15 protein-coding genes and 1 pseudogene are annotated in these 14,933 nt (G+C 37.6%); 7 read left to right on the plus strand and 9 right to left on the minus strand.

All coding sequences use genetic code 11. From position 1 onward, the window contains the following. Nucleotides 1–22: 22 nt before the first annotated feature. Nucleotides 23–1,654: a diguanylate cyclase gene (locus EW028_RS06365; RefSeq protein ID WP_131520281.1), complete on the minus strand. Its 1,632-nt coding sequence runs from the start codon at nt 1,652–1,654 to the stop codon at nt 23–25. Between the two features lie 243 nt (nt 1,655–1,897). Between EW028_RS06365 and EW028_RS06370 the strand changes: the two genes are divergently transcribed. After that, a complete protein-coding gene (locus EW028_RS06370) occupies nt 1,898–2,377 on the plus strand; it encodes a DUF6530 family protein (protein ID WP_016994140.1) in 480 nt (159 codons plus the stop codon). A gap of 17 nt (nt 2,378–2,394) precedes the next feature. Further along, on the plus strand, nt 2,395–3,774 hold the full coding sequence (locus tag EW028_RS06375; protein ID WP_131520282.1) for an MATE family efflux transporter: 1,380 nt from the start codon (nt 2,395–2,397) through the stop codon (nt 3,772–3,774). Between the two features lie 281 nt (nt 3,775–4,055). On the opposite strand, the pseudogene EW028_RS06380 reads toward EW028_RS06375, so the two are convergent. Beyond that, a pseudogene (locus tag EW028_RS06380) lies at nt 4,056–4,850 on the minus strand (PhzF family phenazine biosynthesis protein). Nucleotides 4,851–5,005: 155 nt separating this feature from the next. Here EW028_RS06380 and EW028_RS06385 point away from each other — a divergent pair. Next, nucleotides 5,006–6,163, plus strand: coding sequence for a Ger(x)C family spore germination protein (locus EW028_RS06385; protein ID WP_131520283.1), 1,158 nt, complete (start codon nt 5,006–5,008; stop codon nt 6,161–6,163). A 40-nt stretch (nt 6,164–6,203) separates the two neighbouring features. On the opposite strand, the gene EW028_RS06390 is transcribed toward EW028_RS06385, so the two are convergent. Beyond that, complete coding sequence (locus tag EW028_RS06390; protein WP_131520284.1) at nt 6,204–6,728, minus strand: GNAT family N-acetyltransferase; 525 nt, start codon at nt 6,726–6,728, stop codon at nt 6,204–6,206. A gap of 283 nt (nt 6,729–7,011) precedes the next feature. On the opposite strand from EW028_RS06390, the gene EW028_RS06395 reads away from it, so the two are divergent. Both EW028_RS06395 and EW028_RS06405 read left to right on the plus strand, forming a co-directional pair. Next, complete coding sequence (locus tag EW028_RS06395; RefSeq protein ID WP_048392961.1) at nt 7,012–7,317, plus strand: hypothetical protein; 306 nt, start codon at nt 7,012–7,014, stop codon at nt 7,315–7,317. Between the two features lie 468 nt (nt 7,318–7,785). Further along, the gene (locus EW028_RS06405) at nt 7,786–7,983 is read left to right on the plus strand and encodes a hypothetical protein (protein WP_131520285.1); all 198 of its coding nucleotides are present in this window, start codon (nt 7,786–7,788) and stop codon (nt 7,981–7,983) included. Between the two features lie 20 nt (nt 7,984–8,003). Here the strand turns inward: EW028_RS06405 and EW028_RS06410 are convergent, their stop codons facing one another. Next, nucleotides 8,004–8,477, minus strand: coding sequence for a hypothetical protein (locus EW028_RS06410; RefSeq protein ID WP_131520286.1), 474 nt, complete (start codon nt 8,475–8,477; stop codon nt 8,004–8,006). 135 nt (nt 8,478–8,612) lie between these two features. On the opposite strand from EW028_RS06410, the gene EW028_RS06415 reads away from it, so the two are divergent. Next, entirely contained in the window at nt 8,613–9,290 is a 678-nt protein-coding gene (locus EW028_RS06415; RefSeq protein ID WP_227744877.1) for a hypothetical protein, read from the plus strand. A gap of 52 nt (nt 9,291–9,342) precedes the next feature. Here the strand turns inward: EW028_RS06415 and EW028_RS06420 are convergent, their stop codons facing one another. Next, entirely contained in the window at nt 9,343–10,362 is a 1,020-nt protein-coding gene (locus tag EW028_RS06420; RefSeq protein ID WP_131520288.1) for a serine hydrolase domain-containing protein, read from the minus strand. Nucleotides 10,363–10,522: 160 nt separating this feature from the next. On the opposite strand from EW028_RS06420, the gene EW028_RS06425 reads away from it, so the two are divergent. After that, the gene (locus EW028_RS06425) at nt 10,523–11,221 is read left to right on the plus strand and encodes a DUF421 domain-containing protein (RefSeq protein WP_131520289.1); all 699 of its coding nucleotides are present in this window, start codon (nt 10,523–10,525) and stop codon (nt 11,219–11,221) included. Nucleotides 11,222–11,257: 36 nt separating this feature from the next. On the opposite strand, the gene EW028_RS25970 is transcribed toward EW028_RS06425, so the two are convergent. The 4 genes from EW028_RS25970 to EW028_RS06450 all read right to left on the minus strand — a co-directional run bounded on the left by EW028_RS25970 (nt 11,258) and on the right by EW028_RS06450 (nt 14,931). Continuing rightward, the gene (locus EW028_RS25970; RefSeq protein WP_305036174.1) at nt 11,258–12,409 is read right to left on the minus strand and encodes a collagen-like domain-containing protein; all 1,152 of its coding nucleotides are present in this window, start codon (nt 12,407–12,409) and stop codon (nt 11,258–11,260) included. Nucleotides 12,410–12,565: 156 nt separating this feature from the next. Further along, nucleotides 12,566–13,222: a DUF2306 domain-containing protein gene (locus EW028_RS06435; protein ID WP_131520290.1), complete on the minus strand. Its 657-nt coding sequence runs from the start codon at nt 13,220–13,222 to the stop codon at nt 12,566–12,568. Between the two features lie 121 nt (nt 13,223–13,343). Then, nucleotides 13,344–13,757, minus strand: coding sequence for a GNAT family N-acetyltransferase (locus EW028_RS06440; protein ID WP_131520291.1), 414 nt, complete (start codon nt 13,755–13,757; stop codon nt 13,344–13,346). 592 nt (nt 13,758–14,349) lie between these two features. Next, entirely contained in the window at nt 14,350–14,931 is a 582-nt protein-coding gene (locus EW028_RS06450) for a group-specific protein (RefSeq protein ID WP_131520293.1), read from the minus strand. Nucleotides 14,932–14,933: the final 2 nt, after the last annotated feature.

Here is a 14,933-nt window from a genome sequence, read left to right on the forward strand (position 1 = left end):
CTGTCTTTTTCTCCCTTTCCCATTAAAGAAACATTTGATGAATTAAACGAACAATACGTTCTGATACTTCAGCCACATTAAACGGCTTCACAATATAATCATCCGCCCCATTAATGAAAGCCTTCATGACGTATTCTTCCCCCACACGTGAAGTTAGCATGGAGACGATTACATTACTTGAAGCATGCTGCTCTCTTATCTTACTCAGCACCTCGATGCCGTCCATTTTCGGCAATATCCAATCTAATAAGATAATGTATTTGCATGTAGGGTCATACCAATTGGATTCTAGAAAACTAATGCCATCAGGAAATGCCAGTGTTTCAATCCTATAATCGTCCTTTTCCTCCAAATGCTTAAAATGATTGGTAATCAGATCACGAATAATATACACATCATCAATGACAACGACCTTGATTTTCACCTTTCTTTTCTCCACAGCAGCTACGTTATCAAAGATGATCGTTTGATTTCTCCCTAGTTGCTTGGCCGTATAAAGTGCTTGATCTGCCTCTTCTAGCATCTTTTTAGGATGTAAATTGGTAGAAGTGGCTTCCGTAATTCCACTCGAAAATGTAACATGGAATTTATTTTCATTTGCTATGAATGTTTTTACCTCCATGGAGGTACGAAGTTTTTCAATAAAAATAAATGCCTCTTTTTTAGTTGTACGAGGCATTAAAATCACAAATTCTTCTCCACCATAGCGACAAGCAATTTCGTCAGCCCCTTTTAGCTCCTTCACCAATGAAGCAAAACCCTTGAGCACCTCATCCCCCACTAGGTGACCATATGTATCATTTACTTTTTTAAAATAATCTAAATCGATCATCGCAATTGAAAAATGTTCTTTGTTTTGCTGATGGTGTTTAATGAAAAGCTTCATTTGCGATTCCATAAATTTACGATTATAAATTTGGGTTAATTCGTCAATGACGATAGCCTGTTCTAATTCTCTTTTATAGGCTAAGCGATTGGAAACATAAGCGATTAATACCTCTTCATCAATGGGCTTTGCCATAAAATCCATAGCACCCATCTCCAATGTGCGAATACGATTTTCTTTACAATCATTACTACTAATCACTGTCACAAACATGAGCTCTTTTTTCGTCTTTTTAATATTGTCTAAAATAGAAAAGCCATTAGAATCTGGAAGCATGATATCTAGAAATACGATGGATGGTTGCAATTCATAAATTAACGCTAATCCTCGTTTACCATTATGAGCTGCAATGACAGAGTAGCCCTTTTTCTCTAAAACATTTTTTAAATAGGAAATAAATACAACATCATCATCTATTATCAGAATAAAATCTTGTTTTGCTGGATTTTTAATGATGGTTGTAGGATGTTCCATATGTTGTGTCATTGAATCATTTTCTTTATAAAAATGGACGCTTTCAATAAATGGAGCAAGAAACTTTTTCCATTCTGATTGGGTCCATTGCTTGTTGCTGTCTTCATTCAAAAGCTCTAGCTTTTCATGAGCAATCGACATTAATTCATGTAAACCGATTGATCCAGCGGTGCCTTTTAACGTATGTAAAAATGAATAGAGCTCGTCTTCTCTAACAAAGTCACTATTAGCCCATTTTTGTAAATTTTCACATATACGTGTATAAACCATTCGGTGATATTTAGCTGTTTCCATCCTATTTCTCTCCAATCAATCATACTTCTATAAATTATAACTTACTATTTTGTAAAAACCACGGCAGATTTTGAACGTTTATTGTAATGAATCCCTTACTCTAAGCCCATCTTTAGCTGGTCTTAAAAGAAAGGGTTCAAACTTTGCCCTTTTCGATTGACTTATAGAAGCGTTTAATGCTAAATTTACTAAAGCAGTAATTTACTAAATTACTAAATTCGAAATGATAAGGAGTACGGATACATGAAAATTCCAACACATTTAAAACATAAACCTGTCATCGTGGCAGAAAATTATGCCAATATTGATGGGCGCACAGCTTATCAAACAGATGCACAAGGGCTTTCCCTTGGTCTGGCACAATGGAATGATAGAGGAAAGGTTGATATTTCTGCGAAGGTTTGGCGGCATACAGGTGGCAAGTGGTCTCGCCAATCAGAAGAACTTCCCCTACACCGCGTACTTGATCTCGCTATTTTAGTGTGTGAAACGGAACTTTATTTTAAGGAGGCTTATCGTCATGAGCATTTATATGATGAAGAAAACCCTGTAATTAATCGTGTAGGCCTACAGGGAGATGCCATGACAGTGGAAGTTTGCACAGAAAATGAACAGATTAAAGAGGATATTCAGCTTTTTCAGCAAGCACTTAATAATGATGGTGAGCTCATTGGTGAACGCCTACGCACACTATCAAGAATCTTAAAAGAAATGGGTTATTAAAACTCAAGAGGAACTTAATGATGAACGAACAAATGTTACAGGATGATCAACAGCTACGCAAAGCTTTTTTTAATTTCTTAATTCCCGTGATGCTAGCGAATGTGCTGCAATCTGTTGGCCAAGTTTTTGCTATGTTTATCGTCGGACGCAATTTAGGGGTCGATGCCCTAGCAGCCATTTCGGCATTTTTTCCATTTTTCTTCTTTTTAATGGCCTTTGCAATTGGCATTGGTTCAGGAAGCTCTATTTTAGTCGGGCAAACATTTGGGGCTGGTAATCATGCCAAAATGAAAGAGGTTGTTGGTGTAACACTCGCCTTTACAACTATTTTATCCATCGCTGTCGCGATTTTTGGTGGCTTTTTCATCGAATGGATTTTACGTTTTATGCAGACACCTGCGAATATTTTAGACATGAGTATTAGTTATGCCCAAATACTTTTCTTCACGTTACCGATTATGTTTTGGTATTTGGTGTATACAACCTTTATGCGAGGAGTCGGCGATTCCAAAACACCTTTTCTATTTTTAGTAATTAGTGTTGTGTTAAATATCGCCTTCCTCCCCCCTTTAGTATTCGGGTGGTTGGGGGTGCCTGCGTTCGGCTTAAATGGGGCTGCCTATGCTTCCGTGTTATCAAACCTGGTGACAATGATCCTGTTGTTAGCCTATTTGCATAAAACAAAGCATTTACTACGTTTTGATAAAACGATCTTACAGCATTTTAAATTAAAGAAAGATATTTTAACGTCCTTATTAAAGCTTGCCATTCCAGCCAGTATTAGCATGGTTGCCATTTCAGTAGCCGAAATTGCCGTTATTGGCTTTGTAAATGGCTATGGTTCGGATGCTACTGCCGCTTATGGCGTTGTCAATCAGGTAGCTAGCTATGCTCAAGTCCCAGCAATGAGTATTGCCATTGCAACATCTGTCTTTGTAGCACAGGCGTTAGGGGCTAATTCTACAGAGATGATTAAAAAAATCCGACAAATGGGTGTGCGCATTAATTATCTTCTAGGTGGCGCGATCATACTCATTATGTATCTGTTTGCAGAGCCTATTTTGGCTTTCTTTATTGATTCACATGAGACTGTACTTATTGCCAAGAATTATTTATACATCGCCTTTTGGAGCTATTTAATTTTCGGACACACACAAACTGTTTCTGCTACAATGCGTGCCACTGGTGTCGTATTATGGCCAACCATCTTCTTAGTCATTACGATTTGGGTTGTGCAGGTACCATTAGCGTTTCTACTATCTCACCATACGTCACTAGAACTAAATGGTGTTTGGTTAGCCTATCCAATCACCTTCTGCGTCCATTTCATTATGCAATACGCATACTTCAAGCTAGGCTGGCAAAAACGAACATTAAAAGCTATGCTGAGCGAATAAACAGAGGGCATGCCATATGTGCGTGCCCTCCTTTTATTATGACAACAAAATAACCAGGCACTCAAAATTGAGCCCTGGTCATTTTGTGAAAAGTGAATGTTACTACTTACTTTAGTTTAATTTGTATTCTACTAATAGAGTAGTCGTTTACCATTGAAAAAGGTTACAACAAATTTCAAATTTTTCTCTCGCTTTTCGCAATCATAGTAATAACCAAAATAAGGAAAAAATATAGGAAACGAACTGTTTACTTTGAATACAAATCTCCTTCTAAACCGTATCTAGATGTTTAATTCCCCATGCAATACTGTAACTGCTGCGCCTGCAATTAATACCTTGTTGTGATGAGGGGTCACATAGATTACACCTCCACGTTTAGAAAGCTGCTTGCTGACAAGCTGTTGTTTAGATAATTTCTCACACCAATAAGGAGCTAGTGCGCCATGACTTGATCCATTTACATGATCCTCATCAATGCCTTGTGCTGGAGAAAAAAGCGAGATACGATATCAATACCTACTTCCTTCGATTGACTAGTTAGGCATATACCTCGAACAGGAAACTGCTTCATCGCAGAAAAGTCAGGTTTAAACTGTGCAATTAGGCTTTCATTGCCTACTTCCACGATATAATCCAATTCGGTCCTCCCTACAAAGATGGGCTTACATCCTAACCATTCCTCCAATGCTGAAGGACATTCCATTTCAGCAATTGGATACGTTTTGATGGCGATTTCCACTCGATCATGTTGCCACTTGGCATGTAAAGGACCACTTGCTGTATGAAATGTAATTGTGTGCTCCTTTGGCACAATTCCTTGCTGCCAAAGCACAAAGGCACTAGCAAGGGTGCCATGACCACAAATGGGTATTTCCCTATTTGGTGAAAACCATTTCAGCGAAAAATCAACCTGTTTTTTTTTCAATAAAGGCTGTTGTCGGGACAGGTATCTCCTGTGCAATTTTTTGCATGGCCTCCTCAGAAACTTCTTCATCTAATAGACATATTGCTGCAGGATTCCCTTTATATAGTTCATTCGTAAATGTATTAATTAGACAATATGAAATACTAGTCACGTTCTTCCCTCCTTACCTCATCATACCTAAAAATCGTCTTATTGGATATAATTTTCCAAGTCCCATTTCCTCAGCTAGCACTTTATAAAAAAGCCATCTTTTGTCTAAGCTAACACTATAAAATACAACCGAAGAGCAATTCGAGTGGAGAAACCATGAAAACTTATTTCAAATTTATAATGATCATCGGATTGACGACCTTACTCGCTGGATGCTGGGATATTACAGAGCCGCAAAGAATGTACTATATAAATGCAGTAGGTGTAGACTATGAAAACGACGAGTATATTGTCTATTTACAAGTGATTAATTTCGCTGATGTCGCGAAATCTATACAACCTAGCGCAACGGTGGCGCCTGCTGAAGTAGGACGTGCCACTGGTAAAACAGTAGAAGAGGCCATTTACAAATTATATCGCTCCTCGGATCAAGAAATTTTTTGGGGGCATATGCGATATATGGTCTTTTCAGAGCAGGCTATGGAAAATGAACGCATTATTCCTGTCATCGATACATTCATACGCTTTCGCGATACTAGGTATCAAATTTGGGTGTATTGTACAAAAAACCCAGTAGAAGACATACTGCTTGTCACACCTATCTTAAGAAATTCGTTATCCTCATCAAAATTAAGTAACCCAATCAACCCAACAGAACAAGAAACATTTATTGAACCAAAAGACTTAAGAGATGTTGTCATTGGCTTAAATGAACCAAGTCATGAAGTAACAATTCCTTATGTGTCCATTAAAGACGATTGGGAAACAGATGAGGAGCAAGTTGAGGAAACCTATTTTTCAGGGGTTGGTGTCCTATCGAAAGATGGCTTTAAGGGGTTCGTGCAAGACACTGCGGCTCGCGGCAGTCAATGGATGCATAACTATACAAATCGTGGGGAGATTACCTTTCAATTAAACACAAGTGACCAGGAAGAACTAACGGTCAGTATTGAGAAAATACATGTCGATGTGGAACCATTTGTCAAACAAGAGGCTGTTACATTTGAAGTCAAATTGAGAATCAATGCGACCATCAATGGTTTTAAAGGAAAAGTAACCGAGCAGGAGCTGAAAGAGCTTATTGTAAAAGAAGTGAAAAAGGAAATCCAGGAAACCTTTAAAGAAGGCCTAAAATTAGATGTGGATATCTATCGATTGTCAGAATATCTCTACCGCGATAACGTCAAGGCTTGGAAAAAGCTTGAGAAAGATGGAAAAATCCCATTATCAGAGGATTCGATTAGTAAAATTGATGTGGATGTAGCCAAAATCAATCCAGGTCGAAAAACTTTTACAGAAACAATAAAAAAATGACCAGATGTCCTTATCATATTATAGGAATCTGGTCTCCCTATTATTTTAAAAGTGCGTATATATAAGTATCATGGGACACATTATGTTGATGTATATATTTTTTTAATAAGCCTTCTTGTTCGAAGCCTATTTTTTGCAATAGTAGATTGGAAGCTTCATTTTCTTTAAATACAATGGCTCCAATACGTACTAAATCCATTTCTTCAAAACCATAGGAAATAGCTCGTTTTACAGCTTCCTGAGCATAGCCTTTTCCCCAATTTTCAGGAAAAAGGGCGTAGCTGATTTCCGCTCTTCGATGCTCTATTGACCACTCTTGAAAGCCAATTGTACCAATAATTCCTTCTTGATCCTTTAATGCAATGCCCCATTTAATGCCACGTTTTTCGGCAAAATTGTTGGCGAAATTTTGAATGATTTGCTGCACTTGAACTAAGCTCGTTAAAGGTTGTTGACCATAATGGCGCAAAACTTCAGGATTCGAAAAGCACGCAAGAAGAGCTTGTCCATCAGAACTTGTCAATTCCCTTAACACTAATCGTTCAGTATGTAAAATTGGAAACATCATATACCTCTTTTATTGTAGATTTATTAATCAAATTTTACATTTGTCAACTAGCTATTGCAATCTCTATTTCCATTTGATGCCACTTTGTTAAAAGGACAAGGCTAGTTGCCCTGCCCTTTTTGTGCGTGTTAGTTTGCTTGTGCATCCCGACAGAGTAAGTCTACCAGAGCTATCTATACATTCTCTCTACAAATCCCCAATGATTGCACACTACACTAATGTATAAAATTTCCCTATATGTCCACAATAAGTTCAAAATAGTCAATGAGAGGTGAGCAGAATGGAACACTTTCCACTCATACATACAAATTTTTGGGATGCCGTCGTTGCAGTCCCTGTAGTTATGATGATTACCCAACTCATTAAGAAAATGTGTCATATAAAGCCTTTTTGGGTTCCAACCATTGCACTAGTTGTCGGCTTATTCATTTCTATTTTCATCAGCCACCGACATAATCTTCTTGCAGGACTATTCATGGGCTGGTTTTATGGCTATGCAGCAATTGGAAGTTATGCCTCCTTAAAAACTTCTTATCTTACCTATAAGCAAAAGAAGCGAAGAAAACAGAAGTATACTGCTCCTTAATGGTAACTATTGCACCTACATGCACAAAAGTTTATACTAAATTTTAACAAAAATACTTTATAAATTTCATACTTGTTACATTACCTTTTGACAAACAATGAATTGGAGAGGAGGAAAAAATATTTCTGAACGAGATCTTACACCTAAAGAAAACAATGCTATTTGAGCTAGACAGAAAAAATTCAAGCGCCCTGCAAGCCAAGATATACTAAATATGACGGCAGCAATCACTCTTGAACTAGCAAAAGAAACAAAAGCTGAAACACCGAATGAACAAATAATCTAACCGTTAAAACAATTGCTAGAAAATTATGCTACTTACACTGTCTCTATTCATGATAATTCAGCAGACAGCATTTTCTATTCTTTTTATCCAAAGAAAAAAAGTTTATTTACAAATATCATCGACATTCAATTTCTAATAATTCGCTCATGAATGTACACACTAGAAAACGGAGGAAAATCAACGTGTCTAAACTCATTACGTTTACCTTTAATACGAAATATACCGATCAAATTCAGGAAACATTTTCGTTTGAACAATTAGGGATGAATGAGCAATTACCTAGCGATGAAATAAAAAAACAAATTGATCATCTATTTAAAAATTGGGTATGTGATCGTCTCAACCTATCCTATAGCATCGTTGTAGAAGAGAATGAATGACCGTTGTATCACCTTTTACTTTAAAATTTCTTTACTTGTTCTCGCAAAGTGGTAATGAACACTCGGATTTGTTCCATCGTCACAATAATACATAATGCAGGTCCACATTCTCTTGCACCATGATGATTCTTCTCATAAGCATCTAGTACAAATATTAATTTATAACGAGGCTCTGCTTCCTCCCTCTCCTCTTCAGGAATTTGAAAGATACCGTATCCAGGAAAAAAATATTCTCCATAATGAGGGATATGATAGATGCATAGACCAGGATCATGCGGCTCCAGCATACTCAAATAAGCAGGCTCCAATTGTGTTATGTCTTCTAATAATTGAAGGAAATCTCTTTTTAAACAATAAATCTCCGTATTTATTGCTGGGAAAGCTGGCCCAAAGCGAAATTCAATACGAAACTTTACACTCTCCCTGTTCACCATTAAAATATCTAGCTCTACCTCACAGCTCGGATCACTTGAATCATCTTTTAAAATTGCCACTATACCGCCCCTTACACTTGCTAAATCGTCGTTCCCTCTAGAATATACTACGAAACTATAATTTTACCAAATAAATGAAATTATAAATATTTATGTATGTTATAATAGATTTTATTCATTTTTTGGGAGGTGAAGGTGTTGAAAAGATATTTGGTGACAAGCATTGTAGTAGGAGCCATCTTCCTGACAGGCTGTGAAAAGGATGACAAAGCAGCCTCACCACTATCTACATCAGTAGATAAACAAATAATAACAACGGAATCTGTCATGGCACCTGTTCCATTAGTTTTAACGCTACCACAGAAAGAATACTACTATAAAGAATATTCGACTATTGTCAATAAACTAAATGAAGAGTATGGTACAGGCTTTAAGCTAGATCCCATTACAACATTTTCAGCAAATTATTGGCTTGAATTAAAAGATTTTGAAGACATGTTAAAAGGCAGAATAGACACTTCTTATGTCGTGGCCGATAATAAGGAAGTTTTTTCTCCCGTTAAAGTACCAAAATTCGTTGAATTACATATGGGGGCACATCGAACAATCATTCGTGTGGATAGTTCATTTGACACCCAACTAAGCATGAACATTTCTGGTGGAAGACAGTTATTTTCGGTTATGCATTCCTTGTCTTCTAAAATTGAACAGGGTAAAGGCTACTGGACGCAAACGGGGTATGACCCTTCCATTAAAGATCAAGGCAGTGCTTACAATATTGCAATCGGTGGCTACTATTCATATAATGGTGTATCCTCACCTCATATTATTGAGATCGAGTATTATTGTAATATCCATGGTGGCATTACTTAATAACTAGCAATAGGCTTGCCTGTAATCTTTTTCACAGACAAGCCTTATCCTATTATAGGATAGCCTCTATTCCTTTCATCATATCAAGAGCGCCCTTAGATTTATTGGAACATACGACAACTTTGATGGAAGAAGCAGGATAATAGGCTGAATGGAAGCACACGCCAGGATCATACCCCATCACATGGTATTTCAGTATTGCTTGTTCACTATTCTTCTTAATCCATACACCATAGCCATAACAATCATTTTCATTCAGTTCGACATGAGGCATTAACAGTTGATTCGTTAACTCTTCATTTAAAAGTTCGAAATTCATAAGTGCACTCCAGAACTTTGCCATATCCTTCCCTGTTACGAATGCTCCCCCATCAGAACCCCCTTTTACAGGTAAAGAATAGATATTTGTTTTCCAAGTTCCATCTGGGTTGTCTATGTACCCTAATGCTGTATTAGCTGGCAAAGAATCTAACGAAAAATAGCCTGATTCCGTCATATTCACCCGATCGAAAAGATGTTGTTGAATGTAAGCGGAAAAATCCATACCAGTTGCATGCTCTACAATTAACCCTAATACAATATATCCTGCATTATTATAGTGAAATCGCTCACCAACTTTATACTTTATTGGACGATTCTGAAATAATGGTAAGAAATCTCGCAATGTTCGAAGCTGGTACATCGGATTTTCAACCCATAACACTTCAAAATTCTCCATTTCTTCCTCATCAAAATAATCGGGTATTCCTGACGTATGTGTTAGCAGATGAGCGATGGTTACTTGCTCATCGAAGTGCTTAAATAGTTGAGGCAGACAATCGCATAATTTCGTGTCAAATGCTAGCTTCTCTTTTTCAATAAGCTGACAAATAGCGACTGCAGTAAAAATTTTACAGCCAGAGGCAATGCCAAAACGAGTTTTGGTATGATTGTCGATTTGTTCTGAGCGATTCGCATAGCCAAAACTTTGGCTGACTAAGGCAATCTTTTCCTGATTTTCTACTAGCACCGTTCCTGAAAAATTAACCTTCTCTTGTATGTCGATAAGAATATTTTGTAATTTTGATTGCATAGATATTCTCCTGATTTTCTTAAAATTACTAAATAATAGCTTTTTTATTTTAACAATATCGTTTTGAACATATTTTTACAAGTCTATTTCGTTTCAATCCTGAAGATCCGCATAATCATGTAACGGAAGGAAACAATAAGAAAAAAGAGGATGTGTCGCTGTGGAATTTTTTCATAGTCAAGAATCACTTACTGCTATTCAATGGATTCTCCGAGCCATTGTCGCTTTTTTCTTCCTACTTTTCGCAACAAAAATTATGGGACAGCGCTCTATTTCTCAGTTAAGAATGCTGGATTTTGCAATGGCTATCACACTTGGGAATATTATCGCACATCCCTTATCTGATGAAGGGTTAGGAATGAAGGGTTCCATGATTACCATGGCCGTTTTAGTTGCGCTCTACCTCATCGGTGTTTTTTTGAGCCTAAAATGGGTTGCCTTTCGTCATTTAATAGACTCCCCGCCGATTCCCCTGATTAAAAATGGGCAAATTATTAGCGCCAACTTACAAAAGGCTAGAATATCTGTGGATTTACTTTTATCAGAGTTAAGAAAGGAAAAAATTGAAGAAATTCAAAATGTAGCACTCGCGTTATGGGAACCAGACGGATCGATCTCTAGTTTTTTGCATACACCCTACCAAACACCAACACGAGCAGATATAAATGTACAAGCTAATCCTTTTTTTCTTCCCACCGTTCTTATTAAAGAGGGAAAAATTGATTACCATGAGTTGAATAAAACAACGCTAACCGAGAGTTGGTTAAAAGACCAACTTTCAACTTATAACATTGATGTAAAGGATGTCCTATTAGCAACAATCAACCAGAATAATAAATTGCATATCTTTCCTTATTAACTTTCCCTCAAAAAACTCACAAATTAAAACGCGTAATTAAACTGTATTAAAAAGTATCGTTGCTGAAACACCGTTTGAAAATGCTCCTCCCGTTGTACTTACTTGTACAGAGAGAAGTGTACAACTATTAACTGGGTAATTTGCAATCACTTTTGCACAACAATTGGGTGTTGTAGATGAATTTGGTCCTGATACGCTCGCAATGATACCTGTAGCAACGCTAGTAAATCCGCAATTTGTGCTGATAAATATTTGTGCTGAAGCGGTTTGACCTGCGATGAGAGCATGGTCGCGAATATTCAATGTTAAGCTTCTAATTGTAGCATTTTCAGGAATCACAATTGAACTTCTCACGAATGAAGCTGACGAATTACCAGTACCCAGAAAATCATTATTACCAACTGATTGATCTGTAGAGAGGAAAACTTCCATCAAACCTGAACCACTTGGACCTGTTGTTCCAGTAACACCAGTAGTCCCTCTTGCGCCAGTCGCTCCTGTGCTTCCTGTTACTCCTTGGACTCCTGTCGCCCCTGTTATTCCCTGTGGACCCGTTGCTCCTGTACTTCCCGTTACTCCTTGGGCTCCTGTTGCCCCTGTTATCCCCTGTGAACCAGTTGCTCCTGTACTTCCTGTTACTCCTTGGGCTCCTGTTGCCCCTGTTATTCCCTGTGAACCAGTTGCTCCTGTATTTCCTGCTACGCCTTGGGCTCCTGTTGCCCCTGTGATTCCTGCTAGTCCCCGTTCTCCTGTTGCTCCTGTTATTCCCGCAAGTCCTCGAAGTCCAGTGGCCCCTATTATTCCCTGTGGACCCGTTACTCCTGCTACTCCTTGGAGACCCATTTCTCCCTGTGGACCCGTTGCTCCCGTTACTCCTGCTACTCCTTGGAGACCCATTTCTCCCTGTGGACCTGTTGCTCCCGTTACTCCTTGGAGACCCATTTCTCCCTGTGGACCCGTTGCTCCCGTTACCCCTTCTACTCCTTGAGGTCCTGGTGCTCCTGGGGGACCTTGTGCTCCTGTAGCACCAGTAGCTCCTGTAGCTCCTGTTACACCGATTGGATCTTCAATACCATAAACATATGGGTAGCCATTACACCCAAATTCATTACATTTATATTTCATTGGATAATTACATTTTGCATCACATTTAAAATTATCAAAATTACGATTGTAACTAAACCTCAATGCGACTTCACCTCCTGTCCCTTTTTATCATATTCATAAGTCTACTTATTGAGATAATTAATGTACCTAGAATATTAGAATGAATTAACTATGTATCTTAAAATAAAAAGAACATTAGGTCATATAGAACCCAATGCTCAATAATATATTTCAACATTATCCATTTGTCTTTACCATTTTTTGGTAATTTTCAAATTTTGGTAGTTTCTGCTGGATATACCATTCCATCACGATTAAATTTGGCACCCAGCATAGCCAAGCGATAGAGGCATAACTATACTCAAAATTATCAAAGCCAAATACTACCGTAAACAAAGGGAGCCAAATTCGCAATGTGACAGCTGCAAAGGTTAATGCATAATTTCTTAGCATCCATTTCTGATGGCCTTGGATATTTCTTTTTTTAATATGGACCAGCGCTTGAAACATGGTGAAGAGCCACCCTATAGATAATAAAGCAAAGCCTAGCTGTGCTACCCATCCCCCTGTTGCGTTCAGCGCTAAATAAAGTCCTGCCAAGCCACCAAACAAAATACTAACCATATAGATATTGCCTAGTAGTCTATGGCGTTTCACATTTTTCTCTCGTAACTTTGATGACAACGTAAAAGGACCGATGACTAGTGCTAATATACCGAATACAATATGTATATAGAGCATGATATACCAAAATGAACTCAATGTTGCACTAAGCATAAGCTTTAATTGAACAAATCCCGCCTGCCGTGCATCGAATAGTAAATATTGAACAACCGAATAGCCTGCTATGAACAATGCCAAGCCCCATACAATCCACCACAATTTTTGTTTCATTTTTATAGCTCCTTTCTATGTTATCGTACCATTCAAATTTCCTATCTTTTACTACAGACAAATAAGAGGGCGTAAAAAGTACATAAGTGGACGTTTATCGACAGCACAACGAATTTAACCGCTATGTAGTGAAGGTTAATAGACAGCCAAAACGCTCCACTCCAGGGTATTTTTCTCCTAAACTTGTAATATGAAAGCCAATATTTTTATAAAACAGTACGGCTTCTTGATCAGTTTCTGCATAAATGGAAGAAAAAGCATGATGTTCTTCTACATACCGAATCATCTCACGTCCAATGCCTTTTCCACGATAAGCAGGCGATACGGCTATATGTTTAATTTCACATTGATTTGCCTCTCTTTTAACAATCCCAATACAACCGATAGTGTCTTGTGCAAAGGTATAGCCATACAATACTCTTTCTGGACATGCAATGTACAATGAGTATTCCTTCTCCACTTTCTTTTCGGATGTGGCATAGGATAATAATGTTTTCACTTCGGGATGTATCTTGCTTGAATGGATCATTTTCATGGACTTCTACCTTTCTGGACATCGTCTCAACTTACTAATAATACCTTTAAATTACTATAATTGTAAATAACGTATTCGAATTATCATTTAATACTTCCATAATATACTAAAATATTTTCTTTTATGTTATGATGGCTAAAAAAATGGGGAGGGAGTACCTTGCTGGCTAAAGGCTATAAATTTAGTTTACCTCGCTTTTATTGGTTACTTTTCATCCCTATCTTTGTGGGGACGAGTTACAAAGCATTGTTTTTTGATTGGCACATACAAACTTATACTTTTCATGAGTTAGAAGATTTCGGTCGTTATGTAATAATACTAGCAACAAGCTTTATTGAGGCCTTTTTCTATCTACTTATATTTCGATTGATTGTCTATTTGCTTCAACTCGTTTTTCAAAAGTTTACTAGGAACAATAGCTAATGAGCTGGAGACAGAAGGCGTGTTTGCGCCATTGAAAGAATCCTTTTATGATTAATTATGAAGGTTTAATAAGTTTTCCAGAAGAGGGGTGTATCGTTTTTCCACCGCTATTCAATTTGCGACAAAAAAGGGTAGCCTGCTATTCGGCAAACCCTATTTTTTTCCCACTTCAATTAGTATTGATACTAGGATTATGTTGATTCCATGAAATAATTTTCGCCTCGTCTACGTTGACATTGCCTAAGCTCAAGAGATGGGGAATATACGCAAAAAGCCCAAAGTTCTTCCCTTTTTCTTTCTCCGTTTGGAAATAGTCTACTGTTGCTGATGGTAGCTGTTCTAGTTCTCTATAATCAGGTAACGACAGTAGTTTTATATCCTCTGCAGCAATTGCCCCTGCTGGCCCTTTATAGTGTTCCTTGGAATACAGGTACATCGCATTACGATTTGCCGCTAGTTTTTGGATTGGAATTTGATAAAACATTAGGCTTTCTCTCGTTGCAATACCAAGCTCTGTTAAAGCCTTATATAGATGACTAGGATGGATTGGTAGGAAATGAACAACATCATTCCACAAGCAATTTAAGTGAGGAATTTCTTTCATGAATAATTTCGGCCTCTCTGGATGATCAAAATATTTTTTCGAATATCGTTCATATAAATGTGGATACATTGCCCCTAACCTATTTAAAGGCATGAGCTCAAGACCCACCATTTCCCTTGGAACCATATGATAAACATATCTCTGCATGA

The organism is Lysinibacillus sp. OL1 (assembly GCF_004332175.1).
GTDB classification, from domain to species: Bacteria; Bacillota; Bacilli; order Bacillales_A; family Planococcaceae; genus Lysinibacillus; species Lysinibacillus capsici.

What these genes read in the sequence shown, in the direction of transcription:
- EW028_RS06435 (WP_131520290.1), bottom strand. Translation starts at nt 13,222, where the DNA reads ATGAAACAAAAATTGTGGTGGATTGTATGGGGCTTGGCATTGTTCATA.
- EW028_RS06450 (WP_131520293.1), bottom strand. Translation starts at nt 14,931, where the DNA reads ATGCAGAGATATGTTTATCATATGGTTCCAAGGGAAATGGTGGGTCTT.
- EW028_RS06365 (WP_131520281.1), bottom strand. Translation starts at nt 1,654, where the DNA reads ATGGAAACAGCTAAATATCACCGAATGGTTTATACACGTATATGTGAA.
- EW028_RS06390 (WP_131520284.1), bottom strand. Translation starts at nt 6,728, where the DNA reads ATGTTTCCAATTTTACATACTGAACGATTAGTGTTAAGGGAATTGACA.
- EW028_RS06385 (WP_131520283.1), top strand. Translation starts at nt 5,006, where the DNA reads ATGAAAACTTATTTCAAATTTATAATGATCATCGGATTGACGACCTTA.
- EW028_RS06375 (WP_131520282.1), top strand. Translation starts at nt 2,395, where the DNA reads ATGATGAACGAACAAATGTTACAGGATGATCAACAGCTACGCAAAGCT.
- EW028_RS06395 (WP_048392961.1), top strand. Translation starts at nt 7,012, where the DNA reads ATGGAACACTTTCCACTCATACATACAAATTTTTGGGATGCCGTCGTT.
- EW028_RS06440 (WP_131520291.1), bottom strand. Translation starts at nt 13,757, where the DNA reads ATGAAAATGATCCATTCAAGCAAGATACATCCCGAAGTGAAAACATTA.
- EW028_RS06370 (WP_016994140.1), top strand. Translation starts at nt 1,898, where the DNA reads ATGAAAATTCCAACACATTTAAAACATAAACCTGTCATCGTGGCAGAA.
- EW028_RS06420 (WP_131520288.1), bottom strand. Translation starts at nt 10,362, where the DNA reads ATGCAATCAAAATTACAAAATATTCTTATCGACATACAAGAGAAGGTT.